The organism is Acinetobacter guillouiae CIP 63.46, from assembly GCF_000368145.1.
In the GTDB taxonomy this organism is placed as follows: domain Bacteria; phylum Pseudomonadota; class Gammaproteobacteria; order Pseudomonadales; family Moraxellaceae; genus Acinetobacter; species Acinetobacter guillouiae.
The window spans coordinates 1,335,500-1,351,909 of record NZ_KB849283.1 but is presented as its reverse complement, the minus strand read 5'-3'; the positions used below and the strand labels follow the sequence as shown (position 1 = coordinate 1,351,909).

Below are 16,410 nucleotides of genomic sequence, written 5' to 3'. Positions count from 1 at the left end.
AGTATAATATTATGTTTGCTGAATATTTTGGCCGTAGAAGCTTATTGTCTATATTTTTAGTAGGTTACTTGATTGGTGGTTATAATTCTGCCGATGCAAATGATCATGTTAATAACGATGGTGAATATATATTTGATCAAGCATTATTCCGTGGGCAATCTGATCATCAAATTAAGCTATTAGAACGTTTAAGTGAAAAAGAAGATATATTGCCAGGCTTTTACAAAGTGGATGTTTTTGTTAACAAGCAAATTATTGAACGTATGGATTTAAAGTTTGTAGAAGACCAACAAAAAAATATTTCTCCATGTTTTGATTTAGTTGCTATAGAAAAATTAGGAATTTCAGAGCAAATTTTGATAAATATTAAAAAACAGCAAGATCAATGTGTTCTCTTATCAAATTATATTCAATCCAGCTCAATAGATTTTAATTTTGAAAAGCTTCGACTTGATATTAGTATCCCTCAAAATGATATGCATAATATTCCACGGGGTTATGTTAATTCATCCCAATGGGATGCGGGTGAAAGTATTGGCTTTATCAATTATCTGGGTAATTATTATCATACTTCATATCAATTACACGACCATTCGCAGACTCAATCTGCTGCATACGTATCATTAAATGGTGGTGTAAACATTGGAAAATGGCAATATCGTCAACAGTCTAATATTAATTATAGTCCAGAAATAGGGACAAAATGGACCAATATTCGTAGTTATATTTCTCGCCCTATAGAACCTATTCAAGGTGTACTGACTTTAGGGCAGACCTATAGTTCTGGAAAGTTTTTCTCAGGGTTAAGTTTTAATGGATTGAGCCTTAGTTCCGATGAAAGGATGTTACCTGATTCATTACGAGGCTATGCACCAACGATTCAAGGTATAGCTAAAACCAATGCAAATGTTTCTATATTGCAAAATGGTAAGGAGATTTATCAGACAACAGTAGCGCCAGGCGCGTTTAAAATTTCTGATTTATATCCTACAAATTTTAATGGTGATTTAATCGTTAAAGTTAGAGAAGCTGATGGAACGATTTCTCAGTTTAGTGTTCCATTTTCAGCTGTACCTGAGTCTCTACGTTTAGGTGCTTCACGTTATAACTTAGATGTAGGGAAAACTCGTGATATTGGAGAGGACACTTTTTTCTCTAATCTTACTTATCAACGAGGAATAAGTAATAGCGTCACTTTAAATTCAGGATTACGTTTAGCAGATGGTTATCAAGCTGGCCTCTTAGGCGGAACATATGCATCACATATCGGTGCTTTTGGTGCTAACTTAACTTACTCTAGAGCAAATTTACCTGATGAAAATATAATAACAGGTTGGATGACTAACCTGACCTATAGTAAGACTTTTCAGCCTACCAACACGACAGTATCTTTAGCAGGCTATCGTTATTCAACTGAAGGATATAGAGATCTAGGCGATGTTATTGGGCTGAGGAATTCTTATAAACATGGTTATCGTTGGGAGTCATCGACTTACCAACAACGCTCCCGTTTTGAAATTACGTTGAACCAAAGCCTTGGTGATTATGGGATATTATTTTTATCAGGATCAGCACAAAACTACCGTGATGGTCGTGATAATGATGTACAGGCACAAATTGGATACGGCAAAGCATTTCAAAATGGTTTGACGCTCAATCTGGCTGTAATGCGACAACGTTATGCTTATGACAATATCATCAACAATAGATTTGATGAAATAGATTCAAAACTACTTGATAATCGTCAAGATACCTCAGTGAATCTTTCCTTGAGCTTTCCTTTAGGACGATACAAAAAAGCAAATTTACCGAATTTAGATTTAGCTTACTCACATGCTGAAAACGCTAAAGAGTTTTATCAAAGTACATTATCTGGTTCTTTAACTCAGGATCAATCACTGAATTATGCAGTAGGTCTCAGCCATGATCGAAATATGCAAGTGACGACTTGGAATACAAATCTCAATAAACGTCTAGACAATAGTAATTTAGGTCTAAATGCTTCAATGAGTGATAACTACTGGCAAGTTTCAACTAATCTGCAAGGCGCATTAGCGGTGCATTCTGGAGGGATCACATTTGGTCCATACCTTGGTGAAACTTTTGCTTTAGTTGAAGCCAAAGGCGCTGAAGGTGCACGACTCTTCAATGGTCAAGGTACACGAATTAATCATCAAGGCTATGCACTTATTCCTGCAATTACACCTTATCGCTATAACAATATTTCATTAGAACCAAAAGGCATTTCTGATCGTGTTGAGATTGAAACAAATGATCAACGTATTGTTCCCTATGCTGGTGCAGCGGTAAAAGTAAAGTTTAAAACCAGAATGGGTTATCCATTACTCATCCAAGCAAAATTGGATGCTGATGAATTTGTTCCTTTAGGTGCTGATGTAATTGATTCGCAAAATAATGTGATTGGAATGGTGGGGCAAAGTGGTCAAATGTATGTTCGTACTCCAGCAAAGCAAGGGGTTCTAACTGTCAAATGGGGCGAAGAATCAGATCAGAAATGTGATGTTCATTATCAGTTGAATGATGAACTTCTTAAACAAACGATTATTCGTCTGGAAGAAACGTGTAAATCTGGAGAGTTGAAATGATCCGCATACAATTCAAAATATTAATTTTATTGGGATTCTTTTTATCTATCTTTGCCCATGCTAACTGTACAAAAGTGGGAAACTTTCTAGCAACTGATGGTACTACTGCACCTATTGTGTTTGGAAAAGTAAACTTAACAAGTTTATATTTACAACCTGTTGGGAGTTTAATGGGGAGTGCTGTTGTCCCTCCAACAAGTTATACCTATGGTGGAGCGAATGCCTCGACAGTATTTTGGGAGTGTGACCTTACAGATTTACCGAATATCCAATTCTTGGTAGCTACAAATGGTGATGATCGAGTAGGGGGCTATTGGGATTTGGGTGGACTGTATGATGGGCTTCCCAATGTATATGCAACTTACTATAAGTATGTTGGTCTTAAACAAACAATGGATGGGGTGGTTTTAACTCGCTATTGGAAATCCTTGCCAGTCAAAAATTACCAAACTGTCGGAAGTAAAATACGAATTAGACTACAAGATATCCCATCGCTTTATGCAGAACTCTATAGAGTTAGCCGTTTAGCACCTCAATCTGGTTCAGGTAGCGCTTATTGTGGAACTGGTATAGACAATCAAATCACGGTGGGTTCATATACCTGTATACAGCCTAATGCATATATTCAATTAAAAGGACCGGGTTTAACCAGTGATAATGTTGGAGAAGATTCGAATACAAATTATAGATTTTGGGGGGTAAATAATGGGATAGGCTATGGAATGCGCTCTGGAAACTCACTTGCGAATCAGCCAACTTGTGTTGCTCGAAATGCGACTCCTATTGTTTTTTTCAATACGATTAATACTCTAGCGCTTGGTGCAAATCAATCTGTACAAGAGAACTTTAATGTATCTATTGAATGTTCCAATCAAGTTACTTCAGGTACAGCAAGTAATCAGACTGCTATTGGTATACAGACTTCAAATGGTGCATTTGCAGCAGCACAACAATTAGGTTTAGTAAATGCCCAAAATGGTGTGACTGCTTTACTCTCAGATAATTATACTGATGCACAGTCAGCAAAAGGTGTAGGAATTTTCTTAAAAAACACAAATACTGGGACAGATATGAATTTTGTTGGTCAGCCAGGTTTAGCAGGTGGGGGTACTGCAGCTGGTTGGTATCCTGTACTAAGTGGAGCGCAAACAGGGGCATCAACAGAGTCAGGCTATACGCATTATCTACATAATTTTACCGCAATCTTAAAAAAACTACCTGGAACTGAACCAATTAAAGCTGGGAAAGTTAATTCCACAGCATATGTATTAGTTAAGGTACAGTAATGAAAATAACAAAATTTACACTATTATGTATTTGTTTGTTTTATTCATTTCTATGTCAAGCTGGGGTATTGGCTGCTAAAACACGGGTAGTTTTTAAGGACGGTGAGCATGAACAAAGTCTAATGTTAGCAAATACTAATGACTATCCTATTATTCTACAAACATGGGTTGATCAAGGAGAAGGGGATCCTGATATTAATAATATGCCGTTTCTAATATTACCACCTTTTGTAAAACTCGCATCAAATGACATTCACGGGCTTAGAATTTTATATAATGGCAAGGCTCTACCAAACGATAGAGAAACTGTTTTTTGGTTAAATCTATATGAAATACCAATGATTAAGCGCCATAGCGATCAAGCTGCGTATATGAATTTAGCAATGAATACTCAGCTTAAATTATTTTATCGTCCTAAACAGATCGCAAAAATGTTGCCTGAAATGATTGTAGAAAAAATACATTTCAAAATCGTTGAACAAGATAAAAAAAATTATATCGAGTGTGAAAATCCCACGCCTTATCATGCTTCATTGATCAACTTAAAAATTGAAAGTTCTTCTCAAAAAATATATATACAATCAGAAATGGACATGATGTGCTACCCGTATTCAACTAAACGTTATGAAATAGCTGGTGAACTTAATAAAAGTGATAATTTATATAAACTTAGCTTTAATTTTCTTGATGATGATGGTAATGCAATTCACTTTCAGAAAAATCTGAACCCATTTAGCTAATGATATAGAACCTTGGTATAGTTCTATATGTTCTAATAAAATCTGATGCTTAGCGATTAATCTTTTTTAGATGTACAGGGGAAATTAAAGATGAAGCGTATTTATAGTTTGAAGTCTGTGACGAGCGGTTTAATTGATTTGTTAGAGCTTTTTGTTTTAAAAAAAAATTTAAATGTCGCTAAAATTTCAAACAATTTGCATGAATACAAACGAATTCCATTTACTGAATGGTTAGCAATGTTGAAAGCAATTGAAGAAAAATATAATAGACCATCTCTAGGATTAGAAATTGCTAGATATGTAAAACCTTCACATTTAGGTATTTTAGGATACATCGGCTTATCATGTGAAAGCTTATATGATGCACTGCCTTTTTTTATTAAATATCAAAGGCTCTGTTATGACTTTATGCAAATGGAAGTTTCTATTGAAGATGAAAGCCTTGTTGTTTCATGGGAGTTTGATGCAAACTTTAAAGCGGGTAAGTTAGCGGATGAGACAATGATTGCTATATTTTTTAATATTGTAAACATCATTGTAGCGCCCAATGTTGTGAAGTTGAACAAAGTGGAGTTTGTATTCGATCGACCCAAAAATCCACGTACTTATGAAAAATATTTTGATTGTAATGTTGAGTTTTCAAAAAATAGAACAAGGATGTTTTTTGCGAAAAGTAATTTAGAGTTGCCAATAAATAAGGCTGATCCTGTTTTAAAAAATATTTTAAATAGGCAAGCAGACATTTTGTTGACTGAGCTACCAGAGGTGAATTCATTTGATGAGTTGGTGCAACAAAATATTATCAAAGCTATTCATCAAGGTAATATCAATATTGAATATGTTTCCAAAAAAGTAGGTCTTCCTACGAGAATTTTTCAATACAAATTACAAAAACAAGGTTATACATTTAAGCAACGTCTTAACCAAGTTAGAAAAGGACTGGCATTACAATACCTTGAGGACAGGTCATTGAACATTAATGAGATATCAGCTTTGCTCGCTTATAATGAACAAAGTTCTTTCAACCGAGCATTTAAAACTTGGTTTGGTATGAGTCCAATACAATGGAGAAAAGATTTTAATAAAGATGCTATTTGAAATAGGTAAAGTTAAAGAATTATATTTGTTTTGGTAAATTCATTAAGTTTTATTAGAAATGGCCCAGAGATTACTTCTGTTAAATTTACATGTACTCGCTCAAACCCGATTTGACAGTTATCCTTTTTTAGTGTGTCTGTCAGGTTAAATTTGAGCTAGATTCTTTTCAGTCCAAATTCACTTCCCTCCAAATAATGTTTTTAGTGGTGTGTGACCACTGCACATTTTTCTCCTGATATGTTCGTTCAGTATTATAGAATTTTGCCAAACGTCTAGAGCAGCTTGTAATTCCTCTAATGTACTATATAGCTTCTTCCTAAATGTAATTTGATAAAACTCTTGCAAGATCGTCTTTATGGAAACGCTCGCATATTCCATTCGTTTGTGGGAATGCTGGTTTTGTTTTTGTGTGATCAATATCATTGATGGCTAAACATAGCTCATAATTATGTTGTTCAACCTTACCGCAATATCCAATACCCTATCTGTCAGGATACGCAGCATTGGTAGATCATGTGACTGATAAAATGGTATACAGGATCATTTAAAAAGATCTGCTGCTGTAATCTGTATTTTCGTTGTATAGAGCTTGCGAACGACTTTGCTGTAGGTGTCGATGAAAGTTTGTTGAAAGATTCGACCAACACCTTTGTGATTGCCAATGTAAAAGATATCTTGTGCTCTAAGATATTCTGGATGGTGTATTTCTTTCATGTTTGCCTTTGGCTTGTGTATACGATCACGTTTTGGAACAAAGCTATTGAGAGATTTCATCGATTTATCAAGGCTTGGCAGTAGAAGATGAATGGCTTGTATGATAGGTTTTAGATACGGGTTTGTTGATCTGTGAATGATATTGCTGAACAAGGCCATACGGACTGGTTTTACAACAAAGTTCAATAAAAAAGGTTGATTAGGCTTTGAATGAGCAAGGTGTAAGGTACCTAGATTAGGTGTTATTACTGGTTTATCTATTTTTGCCACGCAACTTTAATGAAGCAAAACTGTTTTTAAGTGCTGAGAAATAAAATGATGAAGGTATCAAAACAAAGCTCTGTAAGCATAAGCTCTGAAACAAAAAGCCAGTTTGAATCTATTTTATCAGCACATTTACCTGAATCGAAATTAGTTGATCAGTTTCAAAGACACAAAAGAAAACTAAGAATTTCGTTGACTGATCGATGTAATTTTAAATGCAGTTATTGTATGCCTGATCATCCGACCTGGTTAGCTAAACAGGATATTTTAAGTTTTGAAGAACTTTATAGATTTTGCGAAGTGATGATTAAGCTTGGCATCACTCAAATTCGCTTAACGGGTGGCGAGCCGTTGATGCGAAAAGGGCTCGTGAATTTTATTTATACGCTCAATCAGTTAAGACCATTAGGTTTACAGCGTGTCTCAATGACGACGAATGCTTATTATTTAGAAAAATATGCAGTTGAGCTAAAACAAGCTGGGCTTGATGATCTAAATATAAGTTTAGACAGTATTGATCCAGACACTTTTTTTAAAATGACTCAAAAAACCTTAACACCCGTATTAAAAGGAATTGAGGCGGCAAAAGCTGCAAATATCCCAATTAAACTCAACTGTGTTTTGGTCTATGGAGAGAATCATCAGGAAATATTGCCATTAACTGAGTGGGCTTATCGAAATGACTTTGAACTACGATTTATTGAATACATGCCATTGGATCAACCTGAGCATTGGAAGCGTGAGAAAGTCGTGGTTGAGGATGACATTATCAATATACTTTCGTCATATTTTCGCATCGATAAATTAGAGCGAAATAATGACCCAGCCACAATATATACACTCAATCAACGTTTTAAACTGGGTATTATTTCCACCATCAGCAAGCCTTTTTGTCAAAGTTGTGATCGTTTGCGTTTAACCGCGACGGGTGAGTTATTTACATGTTTGTTTGCCAATACAGGTATTTCTATTCGACATTTATTGGATAAAGCTCAGGGAAAACAATTGATAGCAACAATTTTGGATACGGTTTGGCAAAAAAAGGCAGGCTATATTGCTTACCAAGCTGCACCCATTCGTAAGATTAGTATGCATTCTATTGGCGGTTGATTTTATACATAGAGATAGAATTGTATATGCTTTTTTTTATTTGAAATGAATCGTTTATTGTGAAGCTGTATATTATTTAAATTGACAGGGGTTTTTATGAAAAATGTAGGCATGAAGCCTGAGAGTTATCGTATTGCTACTGCAAGTTCAGAGTTATTCGCGCCTCCGCATTGTTTACAATTATTAGCAGAGGGTAATACTGAAAAAGGCGATGCACTAAAAACAGCACGAATCGCAGGGATTCTTGCAGCCAAACGTACCGATGAGCTTATTCCGCTTTGTCATCCTTTACCTATTTATCGAGCTGATGTCGATTTTGAAATACTAACAGATCGCGTCAAGATTACGGCAACCGTAGAAACGATTGCGCCAACTGGTGTTGAAATGGAGGCTTTAACTGCCGCAAGTCTGGCTGCGCTTACGATTTATGACATGTTGAAACCGCATTGTGAACCAGATGAACTGATGATTGGTCATTGCAAACTTGAATTGAAAAAGGGCGGGAAATCGCACTATAAACGTCATCTTCGACAAGCTGTATCAGCTGCAGTCATTGTTTTATCAGATAGTGTCGCTTCTGGCAAAAAACCTGATACTGCGGGACGTTCTGTGGTCGAAACCTTAACTGAGGCTGGATTTGATCCAATTCACTATCAAATCATCGCAGATGAGCCTTTGCAGCTAAAACAGTTGATTTCAGAATTGGTGCAATCTTATGGATGCATCATTACGGTGGGTGGGACAGGCATAGGTAAACGCGATATTACTGTTGATACGATAGAACCATTATTGGAACGAGAACTGAATGGCCTGATGGAAGCAGCACGTGCTTTTGGTCAAAGACGGACACCTTATGCTGCAATGTCACGTGGTGTTGCTGGTTTTATTGACCGTTCATTGGTCATTACGTTACCAGGAAGTCGTGGTGGCGCTTCTGAATCAATGGCCGCGATTTTACCTGCCTTGGTGCATATCTTTGATGTATGTCGAGACTTACCACATCCAGGAGGTTATGAATGAGTTGTTCTGGTCAAGGATTAATAAGTTTAGATCAAGCATTGGCAGCTTATTCTACAGTTGAACCGCTAGCGGTTCAGACTCTGCCACTGGTAGAAGCACATCAACATTATCTGGCACATGATGTCCTGTCTGAGATTGCATTACCTCTATTTACTCAGAGTGCAGTAGATGGCTATGCCTTAAAAAGCGAAGATATTCTTGCCGGTATTACCGTGTTTGAATTGGTTGGAGAAATACGCGCAGGTATTGAAGAATATGTTCAGATCGAGTCTGGACAATGTGTTCGAATTTTTACAGGCGGTAAATTGCCAGATTCGGCTGATACAGTTGCCAGACAAGAAATAGTATCTAAACTAGATAGCCGAATCAGCTTAAATCAAGCGCTTAACAAAGGGACAGATATTCGTTATCAAGGAGAAGAATTATCCATTGGGACAATATTGGCAAAGCAGGGCCAATATCTAAAAAGTGGCTTAGTTGCATCACTAAGTATGGCAGGGGTAAAAGAGGTCAGTGTTTTTAACCATCCTCGTATTGCTGTATTGATTACAGGGGATGAAGTCAGCAAAAGCCTTGATAATAGCGCTCAGGTTTTTGATGCGAATTCGCCAATGGTTTTGACATGGTTGAAGGAAAGAGGTTTTTACTCGATCCATTTAGAACATGTGATAGATGACGAAACTGTCCTGAAAAAGGCTTTAGCAAATGCCTTAGATCATTACGATTTAGTTATCACGACTGGTGGCGTTTCAGTTGGAGATTATGATTTGATTCGCCCTGTTTCTCTTGCATTGGGGGCAAATGAAATTTTTTGGCAAGTTGCTCAGAAACCAGGCAAACCGATTTATTTTGCTGAATATAAAAAACCAAACCAGTCTTCCTATTTATTAGGGTTGCCGGGTAATCCAGCAGCAGTATTTGTTTGTTTAGAAATCCATGTATTCACTTTGCTTAAAGCAATGCAAGGTTTAAAAGAAGCAAAACCAGAATGGGAGAAGGCAAGCTTAAGCGAAGCTGTAAAGGGTGATACTCGAGAACAACTGTTGCGTATGAAACTGAATGTTGATGAGCAAGGGCAACTTAGTGTTTCAAAACTCAAAAAACAGCAATCGCATATGCTAAGTAATTTAAGTGAAGCGAATGTCATTGGTCGAATTCCAGTGTTTAACAATGCTGAAAATTGCCCCAAATTCATTGAGTTCATTCGTCTTTAGTATTTTGAGTCTGATACGCTTGGGTAACAATAAAATGTCTCAATATCCAAATACTGACTTAGTCATTTTAGCTGGTGGTCAAGCTAGACGGATGCAAGGTAAAAACAAACTTTTGCAGCAGTTTGATCATGAAATGCAACTGCTTAAAATCTACCATCAATTTTGTGATGAGGTTGCGAAAATTTGGGCGAATAGTCATCAGGACTGTATTGTTTATAAGGAGATCATCGCTGAAATAGCCTGTTTTTCAGATGATCAGGCGGGATTTTTAGGGCCATTAATGGGAATGAAAAGCGCATGGGCACATGTAACTACAGATTATATTCTGTTCATTCCCTGCGATATTACTTTTATCCCTAAAGATGTCTTATCAAAAATGCATCAAGCTTTATTGGATGCAGAAAATTCTCAAGCTGTATTTATCTCTATAAACGAACAAAACCTTTACCCATTTTGTTTGTTAAAAAGAGACAGCTTAGCTACGCTCGAAAAGCATTTGGCTAATGAACAATTAAGTATTCGAAAATGCTTTGATGATTTGAATCCAAAGGTCGTTAAATATGAAAACCCTATAAGTTTTCATAGCATTAATTCAGAACAGGAGTTAAGACTATACCGTGAAGAATTACATATATTCAGTCATTCAAAATCAAGTTAGTTCACCCTAAATACTCATTGTGGCGTTAAGCTTAAGTAAAGGTGTTAAATGGCAGAGATTCAAATTAAGATTGAAACCTATGGTGCAATTGAAAGGCTGTTACCTAAAAATTTAAATTTTTCTTGTGTTGAAAATAGTATGGTTTTAGAAATTTTGCAGCAAATTTCTGATCAATATCCTGATTGCTCTAGTCTTTTAGAGAAATGCGCATGTGCGATTGGTGAAGAAATTATTCCCCGTCGACATCGATTAACAAACCATTGTACATTGGTTTTATTATCCCCTGTAGCAGGAGGCTAACATGACAAATGGATCTCGGATTAAGGAAACGGATCTGAGTTTAGATGATTTTAAAACCATCGATGATTTTCCTGAGTGTGGTGGTATTGGAATTTTTATTGGAACGGTTCGAAATCACCATGAAGGTCGCAGTGTTAAGGCATTAAAGTATACTGCTTATACGCCCATTGCTGAAAAAATGATTCGTGCAATTGAGCAAGAAATACAAAACAAATATGCAGTATCATATATTCAGGTTATTCATAGAATTGGCGCTCTAGATATCGGAGGCAAAGCAATCATCGCAGTGGCTTATGCGCCGCATCGAAGAGAAGCTTTTATGGCGTGTGAAGAGGCTGTAGAACGTGTAAAACATGAAGTTCCAGTCTGGAAGGAAGAGTTTTACTCAGATGGTTCTAGTGAATATGTCGCTGGCTGTTGTATCCGAAAAGATGATGATGTTGCACATAAACATCTTCATTTGAATTCACATTCTCATTAAGCCGTTGTAAATTAAGCAGCTAAAGTTATAAGAATGATGAATAAATATTATGAAAAGTTACCATGCAAAGTAAATGAATTTTTTCTTGAGCTGATTTTTTTAATCAGATAAGCCATTAAAGAGGGCACTCAAATGAACGATTTAGAACAAAATAAACCTGAAACAGAAGGCCAAGAACGCCATATTCAGGAGAATACCAATTTCGCGCGTATCGAACCCTATACGCACCCAGCTGGTGGTTGGGGCGCTTTGTTGAGTGTTGCTAGAAATTTAAAAAGGCAAGAAGTCTTTGCCAAAGGCTCAATTACATTAATGAATATTAACCAGCCGACAGGTTTTGACTGTCCTGGTTGTGCATGGCCTGAAAAAAAAGATACGCACGCATTTAACTTTTGTGAAAATGGTGCAAAAGCTGTTGCATTCGAAGCAACCTGTAAACGAGTTACTCCCGAATTTTTTGCGCATCACACGGTGAGTTGGTTAGCTGAGCAAAATGATTTTTACCTCGAAGATTTGGGGCGACTCACAGATCCAATACGTTATGACGCGGCTACAGATAAATATGTCCCAATTTCTTGGGATGATGCATTTAAGCTTATCGCTCAACATCTTCAAGCTTTGGATCATCCAGATCAGGCAGCATTTTATACATCTGGTCGGGCAAGCAATGAAGCGGCTTTCTTGTACCAGTTATTTGTCAGAAGTTATGGAACAAATAACTTCCCTGATTGTTCAAATATGTGTCATGAAACCACCAGTATTGGTTTGAAGGATTCAATTGGGCTTGGCAAGGGTACCGTTACTTTAGATGATTTTGATCAAGCGGATACCGTATTTAGCTTTGGGCATAATCCTGGTACCAACCACCCTCGAATGTTAGGAACTTTACGTGAAGTATCGCGTAGAGGTGGAAATATTATTGCGATTAATCCAATCAAAGAACGTGGATTAGAGCGTTTTCAGGATCCTCAAGCAGCAATTGAGATGATGACGAATGGCAGTACGCCTATTAGTCGCTTTTATTTTCAGCCGAAAATTGGCGGAGATTATGCGCTTCTGTTAGGTATGATGAAGCATCTTCATGAATGGGATAAACAGGCAATACTCGCAGGTAAAACGGGGGTATTTGATCGGCAGTATATTGCTGAGAATACTGTTGGCTTTGATGAAATGTTAAAAGAAGTTGACCGAACAGAATGGCGTGATATTTATCAGTATTCAGGTCTCTCTCCAGAAAACTTAGAATCAATTGCTAAAATGTTTTGTGAGTCTGAGCGTTCAATTTTTTGTTGGGGAATGGGCATAACACAACATAGACATGGCACTGCAAATGTTCATATGTTGGCTAATTTACTTTTGGCGAAAGGACAGATTGGTCGTCCTGGAGCAGGTCTATGTCCAGTTCGTGGGCACAGTAATGTGCAGGGTGATCGGACCATGGGGATCAATGAATTACCAAGTGAAAAAATGCTGGATGATATTGATCGTGTTTTTAACATTAAATCGCCACGCAAACATGGCTATGGTGTGGTAGAAACTATTAAAGCGATGTATGAAGGCGATGTTAAAGTTTTTATTGCTTTAGGCGGGAATTTTGCAGTTGCCACACCTGACACCCCATATACTCAAGAAGCGCTAAAACGCTGCTCACTGGTGGTAAATATTGCAACAAAACTCAATCGTAGCCATCTCGTATGTGGTAAAGACGCCTTGGTTCTTCCATGTCTAGGTCGTACCGAGCTGGATAAACAATTGAAAGGGAATCAGGCGATCTCAGTTGAAGATTCAATGAGTAATGTTCATTTATCCGCTGGGCGCAATGAACCTGCATCAAAGAACTTGCTTTCTGAACCTGATATTGTTGCACGAATGGCTGAAGCGACGTTACCTGACTCTAAAATTAAATGGCGTTGGTATGTTGAGGACTATGATCGTATTCGTGATTCTATTGAAGAGGTTTTTGAGGAATTTAAAGATTTCAATGGGCGAGCTTATCAACCAGGTGGTTTCCATCTTATTCATCCTGCCAATGTTAAAGTTTGGAATACCCCCGTGGGTAAAGCACAATTCCTCGTTACGCCATTAACCCAAGTCTATAACGATCAAGAAAATCAATTTTCTGCCCAGTATACGAAGAGCAAAGTCTACACTTTAATGACGATTCGTTCGCATGATCAGTACAATACGACCTTATACGGTCTTGATGACCGCTATAGAGGTGTGTTTGGCCAGCGCCGTGTATTATTTATAAATCAACAAGATATTGATGAAGCCGGTTTTGTTGCTGATCAATGGGTTGATATTGAAAGTGTATTCTCTGATGGGGTAAAAAGAGTCGTGAAAAGTTTCCGAATCGTTCCCTATAACATTCCACCAGGAAGTCTGGCCGCTTATTATCCTGAAACCAATCCACTGGTTGCGCTTTCAAGTCATGATCAATATGCCAAGATTCCAGCTTCAAAAAGTGTTCCTGTTATTTTACATGCTGGAGATGCACCTGAGCACTTCAATTTATTTACTGAAGTCGATCCTGAGAATGCAGAAAAAAAGGTTGAGATTTAATTATTTACTGGTTTATTGCAGGAAACGTGAAATTGGATAGTAACCTATGGTTGCTATCCTAAATTGTAAGGAAAGCTCAAGTTGGAACCACAATTTTCAGGTTATGCGTCAGTTCAAATTACACGATTTGATCAAGATAAAACAGATGTTCAGTTTGATCAGGTTGTTCAAGAATATCCTATCGCATTGGTTTATAACGGTATATCTCATGCTGTGATGATGGCTACACCAACTGATATCGCTGAATTCGCAAAAGGATTTAGCCTTTCTGAAGGAATAATTGCAAGTTTAAAAGAACTTTACTCGCTTGATATTATTCACAACAATTTTGGTATACAGGTTGAGATGAAAATTTCATCAAAAGCTTTTATGGCATTAAAACAACACCGCAGAATGCTGATTGGTAGAACAGGATGTGGTTTATGTGGTATAGAAAGTCTTCAACAACTTCAATTTTCATTACCAAAAATTAGTTCTACAATTCAATCAGAATGGTTAAGAGAAATTCCTAACGCAATCAAACAATTAAAAAACCAGCAAAAGATTACCGCTGTGACTGGCGGAGCTCATGCTGCTGCTTGGGTTGTGGAGGGGATCATTCATGCTATTTTTGAAGATGTTGGACGACATAATGCGCTAGATAAATTACTGGGCCATATCTCAGCAGAGAACTTTGATTTGTCAAAAGGATTTGTGGTGATGACCAGTCGAGCAAGTTATGAACTGATTAGAAAGTGTGTTGTATTAAATATCGCATTACTAGCAACAATTTCTGCGCCTACCAGTCTGGCAATAGAGATGGCACAAGCTTCAGGTCTCACATTGGCAAGCTTTTGTCGGGGTGACGGTTTCGTCCTTTATAGTCAGTAATGCTTAGCGATCAATTTTTTGTTATTCAAAGGAAGATGTCGATGAAAAAATTTTTATTTAGTTTAAGTTTGCTTGCCATGGGCCATGCTTATGCAGAAGATACAATCACAGTTTATGCTGCAGCCAGTTTAACCAATGTTCTAGCAGAACTAGATCAAAAATATGAAAAGAAAAATAATATAAAAATTAAAACATCTTATGCAGGTTCATCGACACTGGCAAAACAGATTGAAGCAGGGGCGCCAGCCAATTTATTTATCTCTGCCGATGAGCAGTGGATGAATTATTTACAAGATAAAAAATTGATTAATCCTAAAAATAGAAAGAATTTACTTGGTAATCGTTTGGTATTGATTAGCCCGAAAAATCAAAACATACAATTCAAAATGACCCCGTCATTTGACCCAACTACTGCATTTAAAGGCAAGCTTTGTACAGGCGATACCAAAAGTGTTCCTGTTGGAAAGTATGCAAAGCAAGCTTTGACCTCATTGCAGTGGTGGGAAAAAATTCAGCCGCGTTTAGTTCAAGCAGAAGATGTTCGCGTTGCACTGAATTTTGTGGCACGTGGGGAATGTAATGTGGGGATTGTTTATTTAACTGATGCTGCAATTAGTCCAGACGTTAAGGTTATTGCTGAGTTTCCGTTAAACACGCATACACCGATTGTTTACCCAATGGGGATGGTAAAACCGACCCCTGAAACTGTTAAGTTTTATCAATATTTACAAAGCAATGAAGCTAAAACCATATTTAAGAAATATGGTTTTAGCGTTCTCAATTAGAAATCGGTTATGTTTGATGTACTGTCACCAGCAGAAATTGAAGTTTTAAAACTCTCTTGTAAAGTTGCTGGTTTTTGTCTGATTTTTAGCTTGATTCCAGCCATTATCGTTGGCTGGATTTTGGCACGTAAAGATTTTTTCGGAAAATCATTATTTGAAACATTGATTTTTTTACCTTTGGTGTTACCGCCAGTTGTGCCAGGTTTTTTACTTTTACAAGTTTTTGGTAATCGAGGCTTCTTAGGGAAATATTTAACGGAGTTCGGCCTAGATTTTGCATTTAATTGGAAAGGTGCAGTCTTGGCTTCGGCAGTGATGGGATTTCCATTATTGGTCCAATCGATTCGTCTGGCGATTGAACTTGTTGATCAAAAGCTAGAAATGGCTGCAAAAACTTTGGGTGCATCTGCATTTTCAACATTTCTGCATGTGACCTTGCCTTTAGCGAGTAGCGGTATTTTAATTGGTGCAATCTTATGTTTCTGTCGTAGTTTAGGAGAGTTTGGCGCAACAATTACTTTTGTGGGAAATGTTGAAGGTGAAACCAGAACTTTACCCCTTGCGATGTATAGTTTGATGCAACAGCCTGATATGAATCATGCATTGCAACGTCTGATTATGATTTCATTGACTGTGGCATTTTTGGCATTATGGTTTGCACAGTGGTTTCACCGCTATCAAAAGAAAAAACAGAGTTAACGT

General features: G+C 37.2%; 14 protein-coding genes and 1 pseudogene. 14 read left to right on the top strand and 1 reads right to left on the bottom strand.

Annotation, left to right across the window (positions count from 1 at the left end; translation table 11 throughout):
- The first annotated feature begins 11 nt into the window (after positions 1-11).
- From F981_RS11450 to F981_RS11435, 4 genes are all read left to right on the top strand, one after another.
- Positions 12-2,606, top strand: a complete 2,595-nt coding sequence (locus F981_RS11450) for a fimbria/pilus outer membrane usher protein (RefSeq protein ID WP_004721680.1) — start codon at positions 12-14, stop codon at positions 2,604-2,606.
- On the top strand, positions 2,603-3,892 hold the full coding sequence (locus F981_RS11445) for a fimbrial protein (RefSeq protein WP_004721678.1): 1,290 nt from the start codon (positions 2,603-2,605) through the stop codon (positions 3,890-3,892). Before F981_RS11450 ends, F981_RS11445 begins: the two co-directional genes overlap by 4 nt.
- On the top strand, positions 3,892-4,632 hold the full coding sequence (locus F981_RS11440) for a fimbrial biogenesis chaperone (protein ID WP_004721676.1): 741 nt from the start codon (positions 3,892-3,894) through the stop codon (positions 4,630-4,632). The genes F981_RS11445 and F981_RS11440 overlap by 1 nt, the downstream gene beginning before the upstream one ends.
- 90 nt (positions 4,633-4,722) lie before the next feature.
- Positions 4,723-5,730, top strand: a complete 1,008-nt coding sequence (locus tag F981_RS11435) for an AraC family transcriptional regulator (protein WP_004721674.1) — start codon at positions 4,723-4,725, stop codon at positions 5,728-5,730.
- A gap of 177 nt (positions 5,731-5,907) precedes the next feature.
- On the opposite strand, the pseudogene F981_RS11430 reads toward F981_RS11435, so the two are convergent.
- Positions 5,908-6,438, bottom strand: a pseudogene (locus F981_RS11430) (integrase core domain-containing protein); the annotation flags it as partial.
- Between the two features lie 321 nt (positions 6,439-6,759).
- Here F981_RS11430 and moaA point away from each other — a divergent pair.
- From moaA to modB, 10 genes are all read left to right on the top strand, one after another.
- The gene (gene moaA, locus F981_RS11425; RefSeq protein ID WP_004721671.1) at positions 6,760-7,818 is read left to right on the top strand and encodes a GTP 3',8-cyclase MoaA; all 1,059 of its coding nucleotides are present in this window, start codon (positions 6,760-6,762) and stop codon (positions 7,816-7,818) included.
- Positions 7,819-7,914: 96 nt separating this feature from the next.
- Complete coding sequence (moaCB, locus tag F981_RS11420; protein ID WP_004721668.1) at positions 7,915-8,838, top strand: bifunctional molybdenum cofactor biosynthesis protein MoaC/MoaB; 924 nt, start codon at positions 7,915-7,917, stop codon at positions 8,836-8,838.
- Complete coding sequence (locus F981_RS11415) at positions 8,835-10,052, top strand: molybdopterin molybdotransferase MoeA (RefSeq protein ID WP_004721666.1); 1,218 nt, start codon at positions 8,835-8,837, stop codon at positions 10,050-10,052. The genes moaCB and F981_RS11415 overlap by 4 nt, the downstream gene beginning before the upstream one ends.
- A 34-nt stretch (positions 10,053-10,086) precedes the next feature.
- Entirely contained in the window at positions 10,087-10,710 is a 624-nt protein-coding gene (locus tag F981_RS11410; protein WP_035371556.1) for an NTP transferase domain-containing protein, read from the top strand.
- A 48-nt stretch (positions 10,711-10,758) separates the two neighbouring features.
- Positions 10,759-11,010, top strand: a complete 252-nt coding sequence (locus F981_RS11405; RefSeq protein WP_004721662.1) for a MoaD/ThiS family protein — start codon at positions 10,759-10,761, stop codon at positions 11,008-11,010.
- A 1-nt stretch (position 11,011) separates the two neighbouring features.
- Positions 11,012-11,491 (top strand): molybdenum cofactor biosynthesis protein MoaE, encoded by a 480-nt coding sequence (locus F981_RS11400; protein ID WP_004721660.1) that lies wholly within the window; start codon positions 11,012-11,014, stop codon positions 11,489-11,491.
- 132 nt (positions 11,492-11,623) lie between these two features.
- A complete protein-coding gene (locus F981_RS11395; protein ID WP_004721659.1) occupies positions 11,624-14,053 on the top strand; it encodes an FdhF/YdeP family oxidoreductase in 2,430 nt (809 codons plus the stop codon).
- Between the two features lie 81 nt (positions 14,054-14,134).
- On the top strand, positions 14,135-14,923 hold the full coding sequence (fdhD, locus tag F981_RS11390) for a formate dehydrogenase accessory sulfurtransferase FdhD (protein ID WP_004721657.1): 789 nt from the start codon (positions 14,135-14,137) through the stop codon (positions 14,921-14,923).
- 41 nt (positions 14,924-14,964) lie between these two features.
- A complete protein-coding gene (gene modA, locus F981_RS11385) occupies positions 14,965-15,708 on the top strand; it encodes a molybdate ABC transporter substrate-binding protein (protein ID WP_004721655.1) in 744 nt (247 codons plus the stop codon).
- 9 nt (positions 15,709-15,717) lie between these two features.
- On the top strand, positions 15,718-16,407 hold the full coding sequence (modB, locus tag F981_RS11380; RefSeq protein ID WP_004721653.1) for a molybdate ABC transporter permease subunit: 690 nt from the start codon (positions 15,718-15,720) through the stop codon (positions 16,405-16,407).
- Positions 16,408-16,410 lie beyond the last annotated feature (3 nt).

Excerpts from the sequence above, each read along its gene's own strand:
- modB (WP_004721653.1), top strand. The coding sequence starts at position 15,718 with ATGTTTGATGTACTGTCACCAGCAGAAATTGAAGTTTTAAAACTCTCT.
- F981_RS11440 (WP_004721676.1), top strand. The coding sequence starts at position 3,892 with ATGAAAATAACAAAATTTACACTATTATGTATTTGTTTGTTTTATTCA.
- F981_RS11395 (WP_004721659.1), top strand. The coding sequence starts at position 11,624 with ATGAACGATTTAGAACAAAATAAACCTGAAACAGAAGGCCAAGAACGC.
- F981_RS11450 (WP_004721680.1), top strand. The coding sequence starts at position 12 with ATGTTTGCTGAATATTTTGGCCGTAGAAGCTTATTGTCTATATTTTTA.
- F981_RS11435 (WP_004721674.1), top strand. The coding sequence starts at position 4,723 with ATGAAGCGTATTTATAGTTTGAAGTCTGTGACGAGCGGTTTAATTGAT.
- moaCB (WP_004721668.1), top strand. The coding sequence starts at position 7,915 with ATGAAAAATGTAGGCATGAAGCCTGAGAGTTATCGTATTGCTACTGCA.
- F981_RS11415 (WP_004721666.1), top strand. The coding sequence starts at position 8,835 with ATGAGTTGTTCTGGTCAAGGATTAATAAGTTTAGATCAAGCATTGGCA.
- F981_RS11410 (WP_035371556.1), top strand. The coding sequence starts at position 10,087 with ATGTCTCAATATCCAAATACTGACTTAGTCATTTTAGCTGGTGGTCAA.
- F981_RS11405 (WP_004721662.1), top strand. The coding sequence starts at position 10,759 with ATGGCAGAGATTCAAATTAAGATTGAAACCTATGGTGCAATTGAAAGG.
- F981_RS11445 (WP_004721678.1), top strand. The coding sequence starts at position 2,603 with ATGATCCGCATACAATTCAAAATATTAATTTTATTGGGATTCTTTTTA.
- F981_RS11400 (WP_004721660.1), top strand. The coding sequence starts at position 11,012 with ATGACAAATGGATCTCGGATTAAGGAAACGGATCTGAGTTTAGATGAT.
- moaA (WP_004721671.1), top strand. The coding sequence starts at position 6,760 with ATGATGAAGGTATCAAAACAAAGCTCTGTAAGCATAAGCTCTGAAACA.
- modA (WP_004721655.1), top strand. The coding sequence starts at position 14,965 with ATGAAAAAATTTTTATTTAGTTTAAGTTTGCTTGCCATGGGCCATGCT.